The organism is Enterobacter sp. B79-1, from assembly GCF_057444735.1.
The window spans coordinates 149,338-163,488 of record NZ_JBYAZJ010000005.1; the positions used below are offsets into that span (position 1 = coordinate 149,338).

A 14,151-nucleotide genomic window follows, 5' to 3' on the forward strand; every position below is an offset into this window, starting at 1 on the left:
ATCATGGTCACCAAACATTGCATGATAAGACGCTCAGGATTTCATGAGTTCCAATGAGACAGGACGACACCTGACAATAAAAACAAAAGCCAACTCATTGAAAGTTAATAAAATGGACACGATACGCTAATGAGTACACTAGAGAATTTCGACGCACATACCCCCATGATGCAGCAGTACCTGAAGCTGAAAGCACAGCATCCGGAAATTCTGCTGTTTTACCGTATGGGCGACTTTTACGAGCTCTTTTATGACGATGCTAAACGTGCGTCGCAGTTGCTCGACATCTCCCTGACCAAACGCGGCGCATCGGCAGGTGAGCCCATCCCTATGGCCGGTATCCCGCATCATGCGGTGGAAAACTATCTGGCGAAACTGGTGAATCAGGGGGAATCCGTCGCCATTTGCGAGCAGATTGGCGATCCCGCCACGTCAAAAGGCCCGGTTGAGCGCAAAGTCGTGCGCATCGTCACGCCCGGCACCATCAGCGACGAAGCGCTGCTGCAAGAACGCCAGGATAACCTGCTGGCCGCACTCTGGCAGGATGGTAAAGGATTTGGCTATGCGACGCTGGATATCAGCTCCGGGCGTTTTCGCCTGAGTGAACCGGCTGACCGTGAGACGATGGCTGCCGAATTGCAGCGTACTAACCCGGCAGAGCTGCTCTACGCCGAAGATTTCGCTGAAATGGCGCTGATTGAAGGTCGTCGTGGTCTGCGTCGTCGTCCGCTGTGGGAATTCGAAATTGATACTGCGCGCCAGCAGCTCAACCTGCAGTTTGGCACGCGCGACCTGATTGGCTTTGGCGTGGAAAACGCCCCGCGCGGACTGTGTGCGGCAGGCTGTCTGCTGCAATATGTAAAAGATACCCAGCGTACTGCCCTGCCGCATATCCGCTCTATCACCATGGAGCGTCAGCAGGACAGCATCATCATGGACGCCGCCACGCGCCGTAACCTGGAGATAACCCAAAATCTGGCGGGCGGCGTTGAAAATACCCTGGCTTCCGTCCTCGACAGTACCGTTACGCCGATGGGCAGCCGCATGCTTAAGCGCTGGCTGCATATGCCGATTCGCGACACCAATACGCTTATCGGCCGCCAACAAACCATCGCCGCATTGCAGGACAGTTACACCGAATTACAGCCGGTACTGCGTCAGGTAGGCGATCTGGAGCGTATCCTCGCCCGTCTGGCTCTGCGTACGGCACGTCCGCGCGACCTCGCACGTATGCGCCATGCCTTCCAGCAGCTGCCGGAACTGCGCGCTCAGTTGGGCAACGTCGACAGCGCACCGGTGCAAAAATTGCGCGAAACGATGGGCGAGTTCACCGAGCTCCGCGAACTGCTTGAGCGCGCCATCATCGATGCGCCTCCGGTTCTGGTGCGCGATGGCGGCGTGATTGCCCCCGGATATAACGAAGAGCTGGACGAGTGGCGCGCGCTGGCAGACGGCGCAACGGACTACCTTGATAAGCTGGAGATCCGTGAACGCGAGCGTCTGGGTCTTGATACCCTGAAAGTGGGCTATAACGCGGTCCACGGCTACTACATTCAGATCAGCCGCGGGCAGAGTCACCTGGCGCCGATTCACTACGTGCGCCGCCAGACGCTGAAAAACGCTGAGCGCTACATTATTCCCGAGCTGAAAGAGTACGAGGACAAAGTCCTCACCTCGAAAGGTAAAGCGCTGGCGCTGGAAAAGCAGCTGTATGACGAGCTGTTCGACATGCTGATGCCGCACCTGGCCGATCTGCAGCTAAGCGCCGCCGCGTTGGCCGAACTGGACGTGCTGGTCAACCTGGCTGAACGCGCTGAAACGCTGAACTATACCTGCCCGACCTTTACCGACAAGCCCGGCATTCGCATTACCGAAGGGCGTCATCCGGTGGTGGAGCGCGTGCTGAACGAACCGTTCATCGCTAACCCGCTCAGCCTGTCGCCGCAGAGACGCATGCTGATCATTACCGGACCGAACATGGGCGGTAAGAGTACCTATATGCGTCAGACGGCGCTGATTACGCTGCTTGCGTATATCGGCAGCTACGTCCCGGCGCAAAACGTGGAGATTGGCCCAATCGACCGCATCTTTACCCGCGTCGGGGCTGCGGACGATCTGGCGAGCGGTCGCTCAACCTTCATGGTCGAGATGACCGAAACGGCCAACATTCTGCATAACGCCACCGAGCACAGCCTGGTGCTGATGGACGAAGTCGGGCGCGGAACGTCAACCTATGATGGTTTGTCCCTGGCGTGGGCCTGTGCGGAAAGCCTCGCGAATAAAATCAAGGCTATGACGCTGTTTGCGACCCATTACTTCGAACTGACGCAGCTCCCGGAGAAAATGGAAGGGGTGGCGAACGTGCATCTTGATGCGCTGGAGCACGGCGACACCATCGCCTTTATGCACACGGTGCAGGATGGCGCGGCGAGCAAGAGCTATGGGCTGGCCGTAGCGGCGCTGGCAGGTGTACCGAAAGAGGTGATCAAGCGCGCGCGTCAGAAACTGCGCGAGCTGGAAAGCCTGTCGCCGAACGCGGCGGCGACGCAGATAGATGGTACGCAGATGTCGCTGCTGGTGCCTGCGGAAGAGACGTCGCCAGCCGTGGAAGCGCTGGAGAATCTCGACCCGGATTCACTGACGCCGCGTCAGGCGCTGGAGTGGATTTATCGGCTGAAGAGTCTGGTTTAGTTCTCTGCGGTCTGCTTTGTCGGGTGGCGGCTTCGCCTTACCCGACCTACAAAACCCGTAGGCCCGGTAAGCGCAGCGCCACCGGGCTTTTTTTTACAACAGCGGCGGGATCGTTGGCACCTGCGGTGCCTCGTCAATATCCTTCTGCGTCATGCGAAACGCTTCAGGGTAGTGCTCGCGGCTGGTACGGCGCAGCGGTTCGGTATCGCGCCATGTATATAAACAATGCTGGCACTGGTAAACGGTCCAGACCCCTTTCACCGGTGACGTCGCCATCACTTCAATATGCTCATCGGCACAACGTGGACAAATCATCTTTTCCTCCTTATTGGCGTGCTGCCAGCATCGCGGTCAATTTTTCAGCCCAGGCTTTGGTTTCAGGCAGATCCTGTACCGGCTGGCTGTAGTGGCCACGGGTGTCCGGTGCAACTGGCGTGGTGGCATCAATAATCAGCTTGTCGGTAATGCCCGCCGGACTGGAGCCAGGGTCAAGCTCGAGGACCGACATGTTCGGCAGCTGTACCAGATCCCCTGCCGGGTTCACTTTCGACGACAGCGCCCACATCACCTGCGGGAGGTTGAACGGATCGACATCTTCATCCACCATGATTACCATCTTCACGTAGCCCAGACCGTGCGGCGTGGTCATGGCACGTAAACCGACCGCGCGGGCAAAACCGCCGTAGCGTTTTTTGGTGGAGATAATCGCCAGCAGTCCGTGGGTGTACATCGCGTTCACCGCCTGCACTTCCGGGAATTCTGCTTTTAGCTGCTGGTAAAGCGGTACGCAGGTTGCCGGGCCCATCAGATAATCAATCTCGGTCCACGGCATGCCGAGGTAGAGCGACTCAAAAATCGGTTTGGTGCGGTAAGAGACTTTGTCGATACGTACCACCGTCATGTTACGTCCACCGGAATAGTGCCCGGTAAACTCGCCGAACGGCCCTTCGATTTCACGCTTGCGGCCTTCGATGACCCCTTCGAGGATCACTTCAGAACCCCAGGGCACATCGAAGCCGGTCAGCGGCGCGGTGGCAATCGGGTACGGGCTTTCACGCAGCGCACCGGCCATTTCATACTCGGACTGATCGTATTTCAGCGGCGTGGCGCCCATCAGGGTGATGATCGGGTCGTTACCGAGGGTAATCGCAATCGGCAGATCTTCACCGCGCTCTTCCGCTTTATGCAGATGCAGAGCGATATCGTGCATCGGAACAGGCTGGAGGCCGAGCTTGCGCTTGCCCTTCACTTCCATGCGGTAGATGCCGACGTTCTGCTTGCCGAAGTGGTCCGGGTCGAGCGGATCGCGCGAGACGACGCACGCTTTATCGAGATAAAAACCGCCGTCACCGTCGTTCAGGCGAAATAGCGGCAGAATGTCGAACAGGTTGATCTCTTCACCGTCCACCGTATTCTGCGCCCAGGCCGGGTTAGCGCGGCGCTCTGGCGTAACGGGGAATTTATCCCAGCGGCGAATAAACTCGTCGATCTGTTTTTTTACCGGGGTGTTCGCAGGCAACCCCATCGAAATGGCGTGGTTCTGCCAGGAGCCGATGGTGTTCATCACCACGCGGGCATCGGTAAAGCCGCGAATGTTGTCGAACCACAGCGCGGGCGCGCCGTCGCCAATGCGGCCGGTCGCGTTAGCGGCCGCCGCCAGATCCGGCTCGGCGTTTACCTCTTCCTCAATTTTCAGCAGTTGCCCTTGCTCATCGAGCGCCTGCAGGAAGCTTCTCAAATCATCAAATGCCATCTTTAGTCTCCTGTGAAAAATGTTTCGCCTCGCGCAACCCGTTCCAGCGGCGCGCCTTTTTATGCTCCAGACCGAACTGGTCGAGCACGCGGGTCACGATATGCTGGGTGATGTCATCAGCGGTTTGCGGGTGGTTGTAATACGCAGGCATGGGCGGCACCATCGCCACGCCCATGCGGGAAAGGGCAAGCATATTCTCAAGATGAATGGTGCTGAGCGGTGTTTCGCGGGGAACCAGCACCAGCTTGCGCCCCTCTTTCAGCACCACATCCGCCGCACGCCCCACCAGCCCCTCGGCGTAGCCCGCGCGGATGCCTGCCAGCGTTTTCATGCTGCAGGGAATGACGATCATGCCGTCGGTGCGAAACGAGCCGGAGGAGATGGTGGCGGCCTGGTCAGCCGGGCTGTGGACGACGTCAGCCAGTGCGGCAACGTCCTGCGCGGCGTAAGGCGTTTCCAGCTCAATGGTGGTTTTTGCCCACTTCGACATCACCAGATGGGTTTCCACCTCCGGCATGTCTCGCAGCGCCTGCAATAAAGCCACACCCAGCGGCGCGCCCGTTGCTCCCGTCATTCCTACTATCAATCTCATTCAGTACCTCAATCATTTTGTTCGCATACGAACATATTGAGTAACCTACTCCTGGAACCTGTTCATGACAAGATCGTTCGCATACGATCACACTAAATGCTAAAAACTCCCGCGTTATAATCCAGGGCGTTAGCGGCTATCATAGAGAGTGAATTTTTTCGTCGGAGTGTTCATGGAACTAAGACAAGAAGCGTTCCACCTGTTACGCCAGCTTTTTCAACAACATACTGCGCAATGGCAGCATGCTTTGCCGGAGCTGACCAAGCCGCAATATGCGGTTCTGCGCTCAATTGCCGAACATCCGGGTATCGAACAGGTGGCATTGACCGAAGTGGCAGTCAGCACGAAAGCGACGCTGGCAGAGATGCTCAGCCGCATGGAGGCGCGTGGGCTGGTAAAACGCGAGCACGATCCCGCAGATAAGCGCCGCCGGTTTGTCTTCCTGACGCCAGAAGGTGAAGCCCTGCTTGCAGGCTGTAAACCGGTCGGCAATGACGTGGATGAGGCGTTTTTAGGACGCCTGAGCAAGGCTGAACGCGAGCAATTTTCTGCGCTTATCAAAAAGATGATGCACGACTAATTCACCCTCGCACGCATAAAATCGATAAACTTTCGGACTTTCGCGGGCACGTGTTGGGCATCGGGATAAACCGCATAGATGCCCTGCTGTGCAAAGGTGTAGCCCGGTAATACCGACGCCAGCTGCCCTGCATCCAGCGCATTTCGCACCAGCCATTCAGGCAGTAACGCCACGCCGCTTCCGGCACGTGCGAAAGCCATCAGCGCCTGAGCACTGTCAGCATACAGACGCGGGGCTTTCGTGATTTCAAACGAGACAATCTCTCCGCTGCTCGCTTTCACCTGCCAGCGCAGTGGAGAGGGCAAACGCTCGTGAATGATCCAGTCGGCTTTCGCCAGCTGTTCAAGCGTCTCTACCGGATGGTTAGCCAGCCAGTCCGGCGCTGCCACCGGCAATATGGCGAAAGAGGTAATCATCGCGGCGTGGTAGCGTGAATCAGCGAGCGTACCCAGCCGGATGGCGACGTCAAAGCGCTCAGAGATAAGGTCGGCATGCAAAGAGGACGAAACGTGGCGCACGCGAAGTTCCGGGTGCTGCTGACTAAATTCCGCCAGCAAAGGCACCACAACCTGCGAGCCGTACTCGGGCGTGGTGGTTATCCGCAATTCTCCGGAGAGTCCCGCATGATTCGCGCGGACATCGTCCTGCAGTTGTTCTGCCTCCTTCAGAAGCGCGACGCTTCGCTGATGAAAAAGCGCGCCTGCCTCGGTTAACGTCAGACGGCGGGTTGACCGCAGCAGCAGCGTAACGCCCAGCTCGTCTTCAAGCTGGCGAATGTTGAAACTCACCACGGCTTTTGTCAGCCCCATTGCCTCTGCCGCGGCGGTGAAGCTGCCCGCCTCCGCGACTGCGATAAACATCGCCGTACGCTGTAGAGTAAACATCGTTAACCTTCATCACTGTCAAAAATATTTTGACAGTATATCGCTGTTTGTCGCGTTTATCCGTAGCTTGCGGGCCGATACGATACGCCACCTCACCGGAGGATCCACCATGACGTATCGCAGCAAAGTCGCCGTTGTCTATCTGCTCGGCTTTTTCCTTGATTTGATAAATATGTTTATTGCCAGCGTCGCCTTTCCGGCCATGGCGCGCGCGTTCAACACTACACCCTCAGCGCTTGCCTGGGTCAGTAACGGGTACATTGCCGGTCTGACGCTAGCGATCCCTTTCGGCAGCGCGCTGACGCGCCGCATCGGGCCGAAGCGCGTCATCCTCCTCTCTCTGGCTCTCTTTAGCGCGGCCTCCGCTGCTGCGGGACTGTCTTCCTCGCTGGAAAGCCTGATTGCCTGGCGTGCACTGCAAGGGATTGGCGGTGGCTTGCTGATCCCGGTGGGACAGGCGCTGACCTGGCAACAGTTTAAGCCTCACGAACGCGCCAGGCTCTCCTCGGCGGTGATGCTCGTCGCGTTGCTTGCCCCTGCCTGCTCCCCTGCTATCGGGGGACTGCTGGTGCAGACGCTAAGCTGGCGCTGGATCTTTTTTGCTACGTTGCCCGTCGCCATCGTCACCTTTGTTTTAGCCTGCGTATGGCTTAACGCTGAAATGCCGCCGAAGAAAACAGCCAGGCTGTTAAACCTCTCCTTGCTGACCGACCCACTTTTGCGTTTTTCCATGCTTGTCTACGTGTGCGTGCCCGGCATCTTTATCGGGGTAAACGTAACGGGCATGTATTATCTTCAGAGCGAAGCCAGCATGACGCCCGCCGCAACGGGCATGCTTATGCTGCCATGGTCCGCGGCATCGTTTATGGCCATTATGGTAACAGGACGCTATTTTAACCGCGTCGGACCCCGTCCTCTGGTGGTAATCGGGTGCCTTTTGCAGGCGACGGGCATTCTGCTTTTACTGAACGTCAGTTCGGCATCGCCAGCGCTGTTATCTGTCGCGGCCTTTGTGTTGATGGGGGCCGGAGGCAGTCTTTGCAGCAGCACGGCGCAGAGCAGCGCGTTTCTGACGACAGCCCGGGACGATATGCCTGACGCCAGCGCCCTGTGGAATCTTAATCGTCAGCTAAGCTTTTTTGCGGGAACCCTGCTACTGGCGCAGGCGCTGAGCATTGCGCAGGTTTATCTTGCGCCGCTCGTCGCCTGGCACGGGATGTTTATTTTTGCCGCAGGCATCACTTTAGTGCCTGTATTGTACGTTTCTCGTCTTAACACGATGCAGGTGCTCAGCCAGCTGCGACAGGAGAATTCATGACGCTTTTTGAACACGACATTATCGACCTCCACATTGCGCTTGAAAACTGGTTAGGCAAAGGTGAAGGTGAGGCTGAAACCTTGCTCACCCGCTTTCGACCGGATTTTCTGATGATACCACCAGGCGGCGCACATCTTGACTATCACGCCCTTGCCCATTTTCTCGACACCCAGCGTGGAAGCCGACCCGGCCTGAAAATCGTCATTGATGAACTCGCCACGATAGAAGCCTGGGATAACGGCGCAGTACTTCACTATCGCGAGACACAAACCCGCCCCGATATGCCGGTAAACGTGCGCTGGTCGACGGCGGTGCTGAATCAGGAAGGCGACAGAATTACGTGGCGTCTGCTGCACGAAACGGCACAGCCGTAGCACCAAAGAAAAATGGCCCGTCTTACGACGAGCCATTTTTTGACGAAAGGTTGCTTATTCGCGGAACAGCGCTTCGATATTCAGACCTTGCCCCTGCAGGATTTCTCGCAGGCGGCGCAGACCTTCAACCTGAATCTGACGAACACGTTCACGGGTCAGGCCAATTTCACGGCCGACGTCTTCCAGTGTCGCAGCTTCATACCCCAGTAAACCGAAACGACGTGCCAGCACTTCACGCTGTTTGGCGTTCAGTTCGAACAGCCATTTGACGATGCTCTGTTTCATGTCATCGTCCTGCGTGGTGTCTTCCGGGCCGTTGTCTTTTTCGTCGGCCAGGATGTCCAGCAGCGCTTTTTCGGAGTCGCCACCCAGCGGGGTGTCAACCGAGGTAATGCGCTCGTTGAGACGCAGCATACGGCTTACGTCATCAACCGGTTTATCAAGCTGTTCGGCAATCTCTTCCGCGCTCGGTTCGTGGTCCAGTTTATGGGACAACTCACGCGCGGTACGCAGATAGACGTTCAGCTCTTTGACGATGTGGATCGGCAGTCGAATCGTACGGGTTTGGTTCATAATTGCCCGTTCGATGGTCTGACGAATCCACCAGGTCGCGTAGGTTGAGAAGCGGAACCCGCGTTCCGGGTCAAATTTCTCAACTGCGCGGATGAGACCTAAGTTGCCCTCTTCAATCAGGTCCAGCAGAGCCAGACCACGATTGCCGTAACGGCGAGCAATTTTCACGACCAGTCGCAGGTTACTTTCAATCATGCGACGGCGCGAGGCAACATCACCACGCAAAGCACGACGTGCGAAATAGACTTCTTCTTCGGCCGTTAACAGTGGGGAGTAACCAATCTCCCCAAGGTAAAGCTGAGTCGCGTCCAGTACACGCTGTGTGGCGCCCTGCGATAACAGCTCTTCTTCAGCCAAATCGTTATCACTGGGTTCCTCTTCTACTAAGGCTTTTTCGTCAAAAGCCTCTGCTCCGTTCTCATCAAATTCCGCATCTTCATTTAAATCATGAACTTTCAGCGTATTCTGACTCATAAGGTGGCTCCTACCCGTGATCCCTGAACGAGACACCCTGGCTGGCATGCCCCGTCAAATTATCGCTGCGGCAGATACTGCAGCGGGTTTACGGATTTCCCCTTGTAACGAATTTCAAAATGCAAGCGTGTAGAGCTGGTTCCGGTGCTACCCATGGTAGCGATTTTTTGCCCCGCCTTAACTTCTTGTTGTTCCCGGACCAGCATTGTGTCGTTATGGGCGTAGGCACTCAGGTAATCATCGTTATGTTTGATGATAATAAGATTACCGTAACCGCGCAGAGCGTTACCGGCATAGACAACGCGTCCGTCTGAGGTCGCGATGATAGCCTGTCCCTTACTCCCTGCGATATCGATCCCTTTATTTCCTCCCTCGGAGGAAGAGAAGTTTTCGATAACCTTGCCGTCAGTCGGCCAGCGCCATGCAGAGATAGGCGAACTGGTGGAGGTACTGCTGGCAGTCGGTTCAGTAGAGCTAACCACAGGTGCCGTAACCGGTGCTGTGACAGCAGTCGCAGTCCCTTTATTATTCGGCAACATTTTGTTAGCACTCTGATCACCTGAATCCTCAGAATACGTAATTACAGGTTGTGAAGCAACCACCGTGGTGGATTTTTGTGCAGGCATAACGCTGTTATTTTGCGCGGTCACATCCGCCGCAGAAACGGTGTTCCCCGGCGTGAGTGGCGTACCCGTCGCGTTGCCTACCTGGAGCGTTTGGCCGACTTCCAGTCCATACGGGGCCTGCACGTTATTACGCTGTGCCAGATCGCGGAAATCGTTCCCGGTGATCCAGGCAATATAGAACAGCGTGTCGCCGCGCTTCACGGTGTAGGTGCTGCCGCCGGTATAGCTCCCTTTCGGAATGTTCCCATACTTGCGGTTGTATACTATACGGCCATTTTCCGTCTGAACAGGTTGTTCAACTGGCTGAATCTGTGTTGGCTGCGTGGTTGGACGCTGAACCGGCTGGATCTGCGGAGTTTGCTGCGCCGTAGAGGTGCCCATTTTCGGCGGAGGAGTGATCAACATTCCGCTGGACGTGTTACCCGAGCCGCTGTTCCCGCCGACGGAGCTTACAGGCGCAGGTGCGTTATTCGAACTTGTACAGCCTGCCAGCCAAAGCGAAACCAGTGATAATGCCGCAACACGGCTGATGGTGAATTTTGGGCTTCCCGCGCTCATTTATCCCCCAGGAATGTGTTAACTACCAGTGACTTAAAAATAACCGTGATGGCACGAACCTTTTGCGCCACACAATACGCTGAATTTGCCTTAATAACCCTGGATAAATCCGAGTCTCAGGCCAGCTCTCCCTTAACCAGAGGCACAAAGCGTACGGCTTCTACGGTATCGATAATAAACTCGCCGCCACGCCGACGAACACGCTTCAGAAGCTGGTGTTCATCGCCCACGGGCAAGACGAGAATGCCGCCTTCATCCAGCTGCGACAAGAGTGCAGCCGGGATCTCCAGCGGTGCGGCCGTGACGATAATGGCATCAAACGGGGCGCGAGCCTGCCAACCCTGCCATCCATCACCGTGACGTGTTGAAACATTATGTAAATCAAGTTGTTTCAGGCGACGACGCGCCTGCCACTGTAAACCTTTGATGCGTTCGACGGAACAAACATGGCGAACAAGATGCGCGAGGATCGCGGTTTGATACCCCGACCCAGTGCCAATCTCCAGCACGCGGGACTCCGGCGTTAACTCCAGCAGTTCCGTCATGCGCGCCACCATGTAGGGCTGAGAAATGGTCTGGCCTTGCCCAATAGGCAACGCCACGTTTTCCCACGCTTTGTGCTCAAACGCCTCGTCTACAAACTTCTCGCGCGGAACCTGGGCAAGCGCATCCAGCACATGCTCGTTGGTGATCCCCTGAGCGCGAAGTTGTTCCAGAAGAGTTTGTACACGTTTGCTTACCATTGCACGTTCACCCCGACCCGATCTAACCAGTCCGACACCACATCATGCGCGCTATACGCGGTTAAATCTACGTGCAGTGGCGTAACGGAAACATACCCTTCATCGACAGCAGCGAAGTCCGTATCTGGACCGGCATCGCATTTTTCGCCCGGAGGCCCAATCCAGTAGAGGGTATTGCCGCGCGGATCCTGCTGCGGAATAACCTGGTCAGCAGGATGACGGCTGCCACAGCGCGTCACGCGGATCCCCTTGATCTCATTGAGCGGGAGGTCGGGCACGTTGATATTCAGGATACGGCCCGTACGCAGGGGTTCACGCCCCAGCGCGCGAAGAATCGAACAGGTGACCGACGCCGCCGTGTCGTAATGCGTATGGCCGTTAAGCGAAACCGCCAGCGCCGGGAAGCCCAGATGACGTCCTTCCATCGCTGCCGCCACGGTACCGGAGTAGATCACGTCATCGCCGAGATTCGGTCCGGCATTGATACCTGACACCACAATGTCCGGGCGCGGGCGCATCAGCGCATTCACGCCGAGGAACACGCAGTCGGTCGGCGTGCCCATCTGTACGGCGATATCGCCATTTTCAAAGGTAAAGGTGCGAAGCGACGACTCCAGCGTCAGTGAGTTAGACGCTCCACTGCGGTTACGATCGGGAGCCACAACCTGCACATCCGCAAATTCGCGAAGGTGTTTCGCCAGGGTCTGTATACCTGGCGCGTGGATCCCGTCATCGTTACTCAGCAATATTCGCATAATCACCCGAGGTGTTGATAAGTTCCCTGACAACACTGGTGGCAAAGCTACCTGCAGGTAGCCAGAAGCGTAACTCAACGGTCACGTCATCCCACCAGTTCCAGCTTAACTGCTGCGGGTAGAGCAACATCGCGCGGCGTGCTGCTTCGACTTTTTCCCGCACCAGCAGTGATTGTAATTCTGGCGCGTCCGCGACGGCTGACTGCTCGGCAGCGAGCGCGTCGCCCTGCGTGCCCCAGTCGCCCGTACCGGGCATCGCGGCCGTAATCATCAGCGCTTTGGCGTCCACACGAGACTGGACATCGGCCATTTCCTCGGCCGTTGCCACAAACCAGCTTCCGCGTCCCGCTAATTGTAGCGCATCGCCGACAACAACTTGATTAGCGTCCGATTTTTTCAGACGTTCGCTCACAATCTGATTAAACAACGCACTGCGGGCCGCAGACAACCAAAAACTGCGTTTATTCCTGTCGCGTACCGGTGCATCGCTTTGCGCCCAGCGCAGTGCGCCCTGCAGGTTGCTGCCACCGATACCAAAACGCTGTGCGCCGAAGTAGTTCGGTACGCCGCGTTCGTTTATCGCCTGTAGGCGTTTTTCAACGTCTTCGCGGTCAGTCACTTCACGCAGCACCAGCGTAAAGGCGTTGCCTTTCAACGCGCCCAGACGCAGTTTGCGCTTGTGGCGGGCGTACTCCAGCACTTTACAGCCTTCAAGCTCAAACTGGCTTAAATCCGGCATCGTATTGCCCGGCACGCGCGCGCAGATCCACTGTTCAGTGACCGCATGTTTATCTTTCTGTCCGGCAAAGCTCACTTCGCGGGCATGAATTTTCAGGAATTTTGCCAGCGCGTCGGCCACAAACCGTGTGTTGCAGCCGTTTTTCAGAATGCGCACCAGAATGTGCTCGCCTTCGCCATCCGGCTCAAAGCCCAAATCTTCCACCACGAGGAAATCTTCCGGGCTGGCTTTCAGCACCCCGTTCCCCTGCGGTTTACCGTGCAGGTATGTCAGGTTGTCAAAGTCTGTCATGTGCTCGCCTTCACCAGCAGCGCCACGGCTTCACAGGCAATGCCTTCGCCACGGCCCGTGAAGCCCAGCTTCTCGGTGGTGGTCGCTTTGACGTTGACGTCGTCCATATGGCAGCCCAGATCTTCCGCGATAAACACGCGCATCTGCGGAATGTGCGGCAGCATTTTAGGTGCCTGAGCGATGATGGTCACATCGACGTTACCCAGGGTGTAGCCTTTCGCCTGAATGCGGCGCCACGCTTCGCGCAGCAGTTCGCGGCTGTCTGCCCCTTTAAATGCCGGGTCGGTGTCCGGGAACAGCTTGCCGATATCCCCCAGCGCGGCAGCGCCCAGCAGCGCGTCGGTTAGCGCATGCAGCGCCACGTCGCCATCAGAATGCGCCAGCAGTCCTTTTTCGTAAGGAATACGCACGCCGCCAATGATAATTGGGCCTTCTCCGCCAAAGGCGTGTACATCAAAACCGTGTCCAATTCGCATTATGCCTTCTCCTGATGGGTCGAACGGGTAAGATAAAATTCCGCGAGCTGCAAATCTTCCGGGCGCGTCACTTTTATATTATCAGCGCGCCCTTCAACAAGCTCAGGGTGAAAACCGCAATACTCCAGCGCTGAGGCTTCGTCCGTGATGGTCGCACCGTCTTTAAGCGCACGCGTCAGGCAGTCGTGGAGCAGTTCGCGGGGGAAAAATTGAGGCGTCAGCGCATGCCATAAATCAACGCGCTCAACGGTATGGGCGATAGCCTGTTTGCCCGGCTCGGCGCGTTTCATGGTGTCACGCACGGGGGCAGCCAGAATCCCGCCGACCTTGCTTGTTTCGCTCAGGGCCAGCAGACGCGCAAGATCGTCCTGATGCAGACACGGACGCGCCGCGTCATGTACCAGTACCCACGAGGCGTTTCCGGCAGCCTGAATGCCCGCCAGCACGGAATCGGCGCGCTCGGCACCACCGTCAACGACGGTAATCTGTGGGTGGTTTGCCAGCGGGAGCTGCGCGAAGCGCGCATCGCCTGGGCTGATGGCGATGACCACGTGCGTCACCCTCGGGTGCGCCAGCAGCGCCGCCACGGCGTGCTCAAGGATCGTTTTATCGCCAATTGAAAGGTACTGCTTGGGACATTCTGTCTGCATGCGCCGGCCAAAACCTGCGGCCGGCACCACGGCACAGACGTCCGAAAAAGTTGCTGCCATGTCGTAATCCTGGG

Annotated in this window: 15 protein-coding genes; 4 read left to right on the forward strand and 11 right to left on the reverse strand. The window is 57.1% G+C overall.

Features of this window, described 5'->3' with window-relative positions; translation table 11 throughout:
- Nucleotides 1-129 precede the first annotated feature (129 nt).
- Nucleotides 130-2,691 carry a DNA mismatch repair protein MutS gene (gene mutS / locus AC2T6E_RS15515; RefSeq protein ID WP_486692419.1) on the forward strand — a complete coding sequence of 854 codons (2,562 nt, stop codon included), beginning with the start codon at nt 130-132 and terminating at the stop codon, nt 2,689-2,691.
- A 93-nt stretch (nt 2,692-2,784) separates the two neighbouring features.
- Here the strand turns inward: mutS and AC2T6E_RS15520 are convergent, their stop codons facing one another.
- Genes AC2T6E_RS15520 through AC2T6E_RS15530 form a run of 3 tightly spaced genes read right to left on the reverse strand, consistent with a single transcriptional unit; the run spans nt 2,785 to nt 5,036 of the window.
- Entirely contained in the window at nt 2,785-3,006 is a 222-nt protein-coding gene (locus tag AC2T6E_RS15520) for a non-oxidative hydroxyarylic acid decarboxylases subunit D (protein ID WP_003862116.1), read from the reverse strand.
- A 10-nt stretch (nt 3,007-3,016) separates the two neighbouring features.
- Nucleotides 3,017-4,444: a non-oxidative hydroxyarylic acid decarboxylases subunit C gene (locus tag AC2T6E_RS15525; protein WP_010434519.1), complete on the reverse strand. Its 1,428-nt coding sequence runs from the start codon at nt 4,442-4,444 to the stop codon at nt 3,017-3,019.
- Nucleotides 4,434-5,036 carry a non-oxidative hydroxyarylic acid decarboxylases subunit B gene (locus AC2T6E_RS15530; protein ID WP_108416384.1) on the reverse strand — a complete coding sequence of 201 codons (603 nt, stop codon included), beginning with the start codon at nt 5,034-5,036 and terminating at the stop codon, nt 4,434-4,436. The genes AC2T6E_RS15525 and AC2T6E_RS15530 overlap by 11 nt, the downstream gene beginning before the upstream one ends.
- Nucleotides 5,037-5,208: 172 nt before the next feature.
- Between AC2T6E_RS15530 and AC2T6E_RS15535 the strand changes: the two genes are divergently transcribed.
- Nucleotides 5,209-5,616 carry a MarR family winged helix-turn-helix transcriptional regulator gene (locus tag AC2T6E_RS15535; protein ID WP_100166286.1) on the forward strand — a complete coding sequence of 136 codons (408 nt, stop codon included), beginning with the start codon at nt 5,209-5,211 and terminating at the stop codon, nt 5,614-5,616.
- Here AC2T6E_RS15535 and AC2T6E_RS15540 read toward each other — a convergent pair.
- Nucleotides 5,613-6,500: a LysR family transcriptional regulator gene (locus AC2T6E_RS15540; RefSeq protein ID WP_486692422.1), complete on the reverse strand. Its 888-nt coding sequence runs from the start codon at nt 6,498-6,500 to the stop codon at nt 5,613-5,615. The two genes, AC2T6E_RS15535 and AC2T6E_RS15540, sit on opposite strands and share 4 nt — an antisense overlap.
- Nucleotides 6,501-6,609: 109 nt before the next feature.
- On the opposite strand from AC2T6E_RS15540, the gene AC2T6E_RS15545 reads away from it, so the two are divergent.
- Complete coding sequence (locus AC2T6E_RS15545; RefSeq protein WP_214606276.1) at nt 6,610-7,818, forward strand: MFS transporter; 1,209 nt, start codon at nt 6,610-6,612, stop codon at nt 7,816-7,818.
- The gene (locus AC2T6E_RS15550; protein WP_089601212.1) at nt 7,815-8,192 is read left to right on the forward strand and encodes a DUF4440 domain-containing protein; all 378 of its coding nucleotides are present in this window, start codon (nt 7,815-7,817) and stop codon (nt 8,190-8,192) included. The genes AC2T6E_RS15545 and AC2T6E_RS15550 overlap by 4 nt, the downstream gene beginning before the upstream one ends.
- A 54-nt stretch (nt 8,193-8,246) precedes the next feature.
- On the opposite strand, the gene rpoS is transcribed toward AC2T6E_RS15550, so the two are convergent.
- The 7 genes from rpoS to ispD all read right to left on the reverse strand — a co-directional run bounded on the left by rpoS (nt 8,247) and on the right by ispD (nt 14,137).
- The gene (gene rpoS / locus AC2T6E_RS15555; RefSeq protein ID WP_013098493.1) at nt 8,247-9,239 is read right to left on the reverse strand and encodes an RNA polymerase sigma factor RpoS; all 993 of its coding nucleotides are present in this window, start codon (nt 9,237-9,239) and stop codon (nt 8,247-8,249) included.
- Between the two features lie 59 nt (nt 9,240-9,298).
- The gene (gene nlpD / locus AC2T6E_RS15560) at nt 9,299-10,423 is read right to left on the reverse strand and encodes a murein hydrolase activator NlpD (protein ID WP_010434532.1); all 1,125 of its coding nucleotides are present in this window, start codon (nt 10,421-10,423) and stop codon (nt 9,299-9,301) included.
- 116 nt (nt 10,424-10,539) lie between these two features.
- On the reverse strand, nt 10,540-11,166 hold the full coding sequence (locus AC2T6E_RS15565; protein WP_010434533.1) for a protein-L-isoaspartate(D-aspartate) O-methyltransferase: 627 nt from the start codon (nt 11,164-11,166) through the stop codon (nt 10,540-10,542).
- On the reverse strand, nt 11,160-11,921 hold the full coding sequence (surE, locus tag AC2T6E_RS15570) for a 5'/3'-nucleotidase SurE (protein WP_010434534.1): 762 nt from the start codon (nt 11,919-11,921) through the stop codon (nt 11,160-11,162). Before surE ends, AC2T6E_RS15565 begins: the two co-directional genes overlap by 7 nt.
- Entirely contained in the window at nt 11,902-12,951 is a 1,050-nt protein-coding gene (truD, locus tag AC2T6E_RS15575; protein ID WP_108416380.1) for a tRNA pseudouridine(13) synthase TruD, read from the reverse strand. Before truD ends, surE begins: the two co-directional genes overlap by 20 nt.
- Entirely contained in the window at nt 12,948-13,427 is a 480-nt protein-coding gene (ispF, locus tag AC2T6E_RS15580) for a 2-C-methyl-D-erythritol 2,4-cyclodiphosphate synthase (protein ID WP_108416379.1), read from the reverse strand. Before ispF ends, truD begins: the two co-directional genes overlap by 4 nt.
- Entirely contained in the window at nt 13,427-14,137 is a 711-nt protein-coding gene (gene ispD / locus AC2T6E_RS15585) for a 2-C-methyl-D-erythritol 4-phosphate cytidylyltransferase (RefSeq protein ID WP_042716231.1), read from the reverse strand. The genes ispF and ispD overlap by 1 nt, the downstream gene beginning before the upstream one ends.
- Nucleotides 14,138-14,151: the final 14 nt, after the last annotated feature.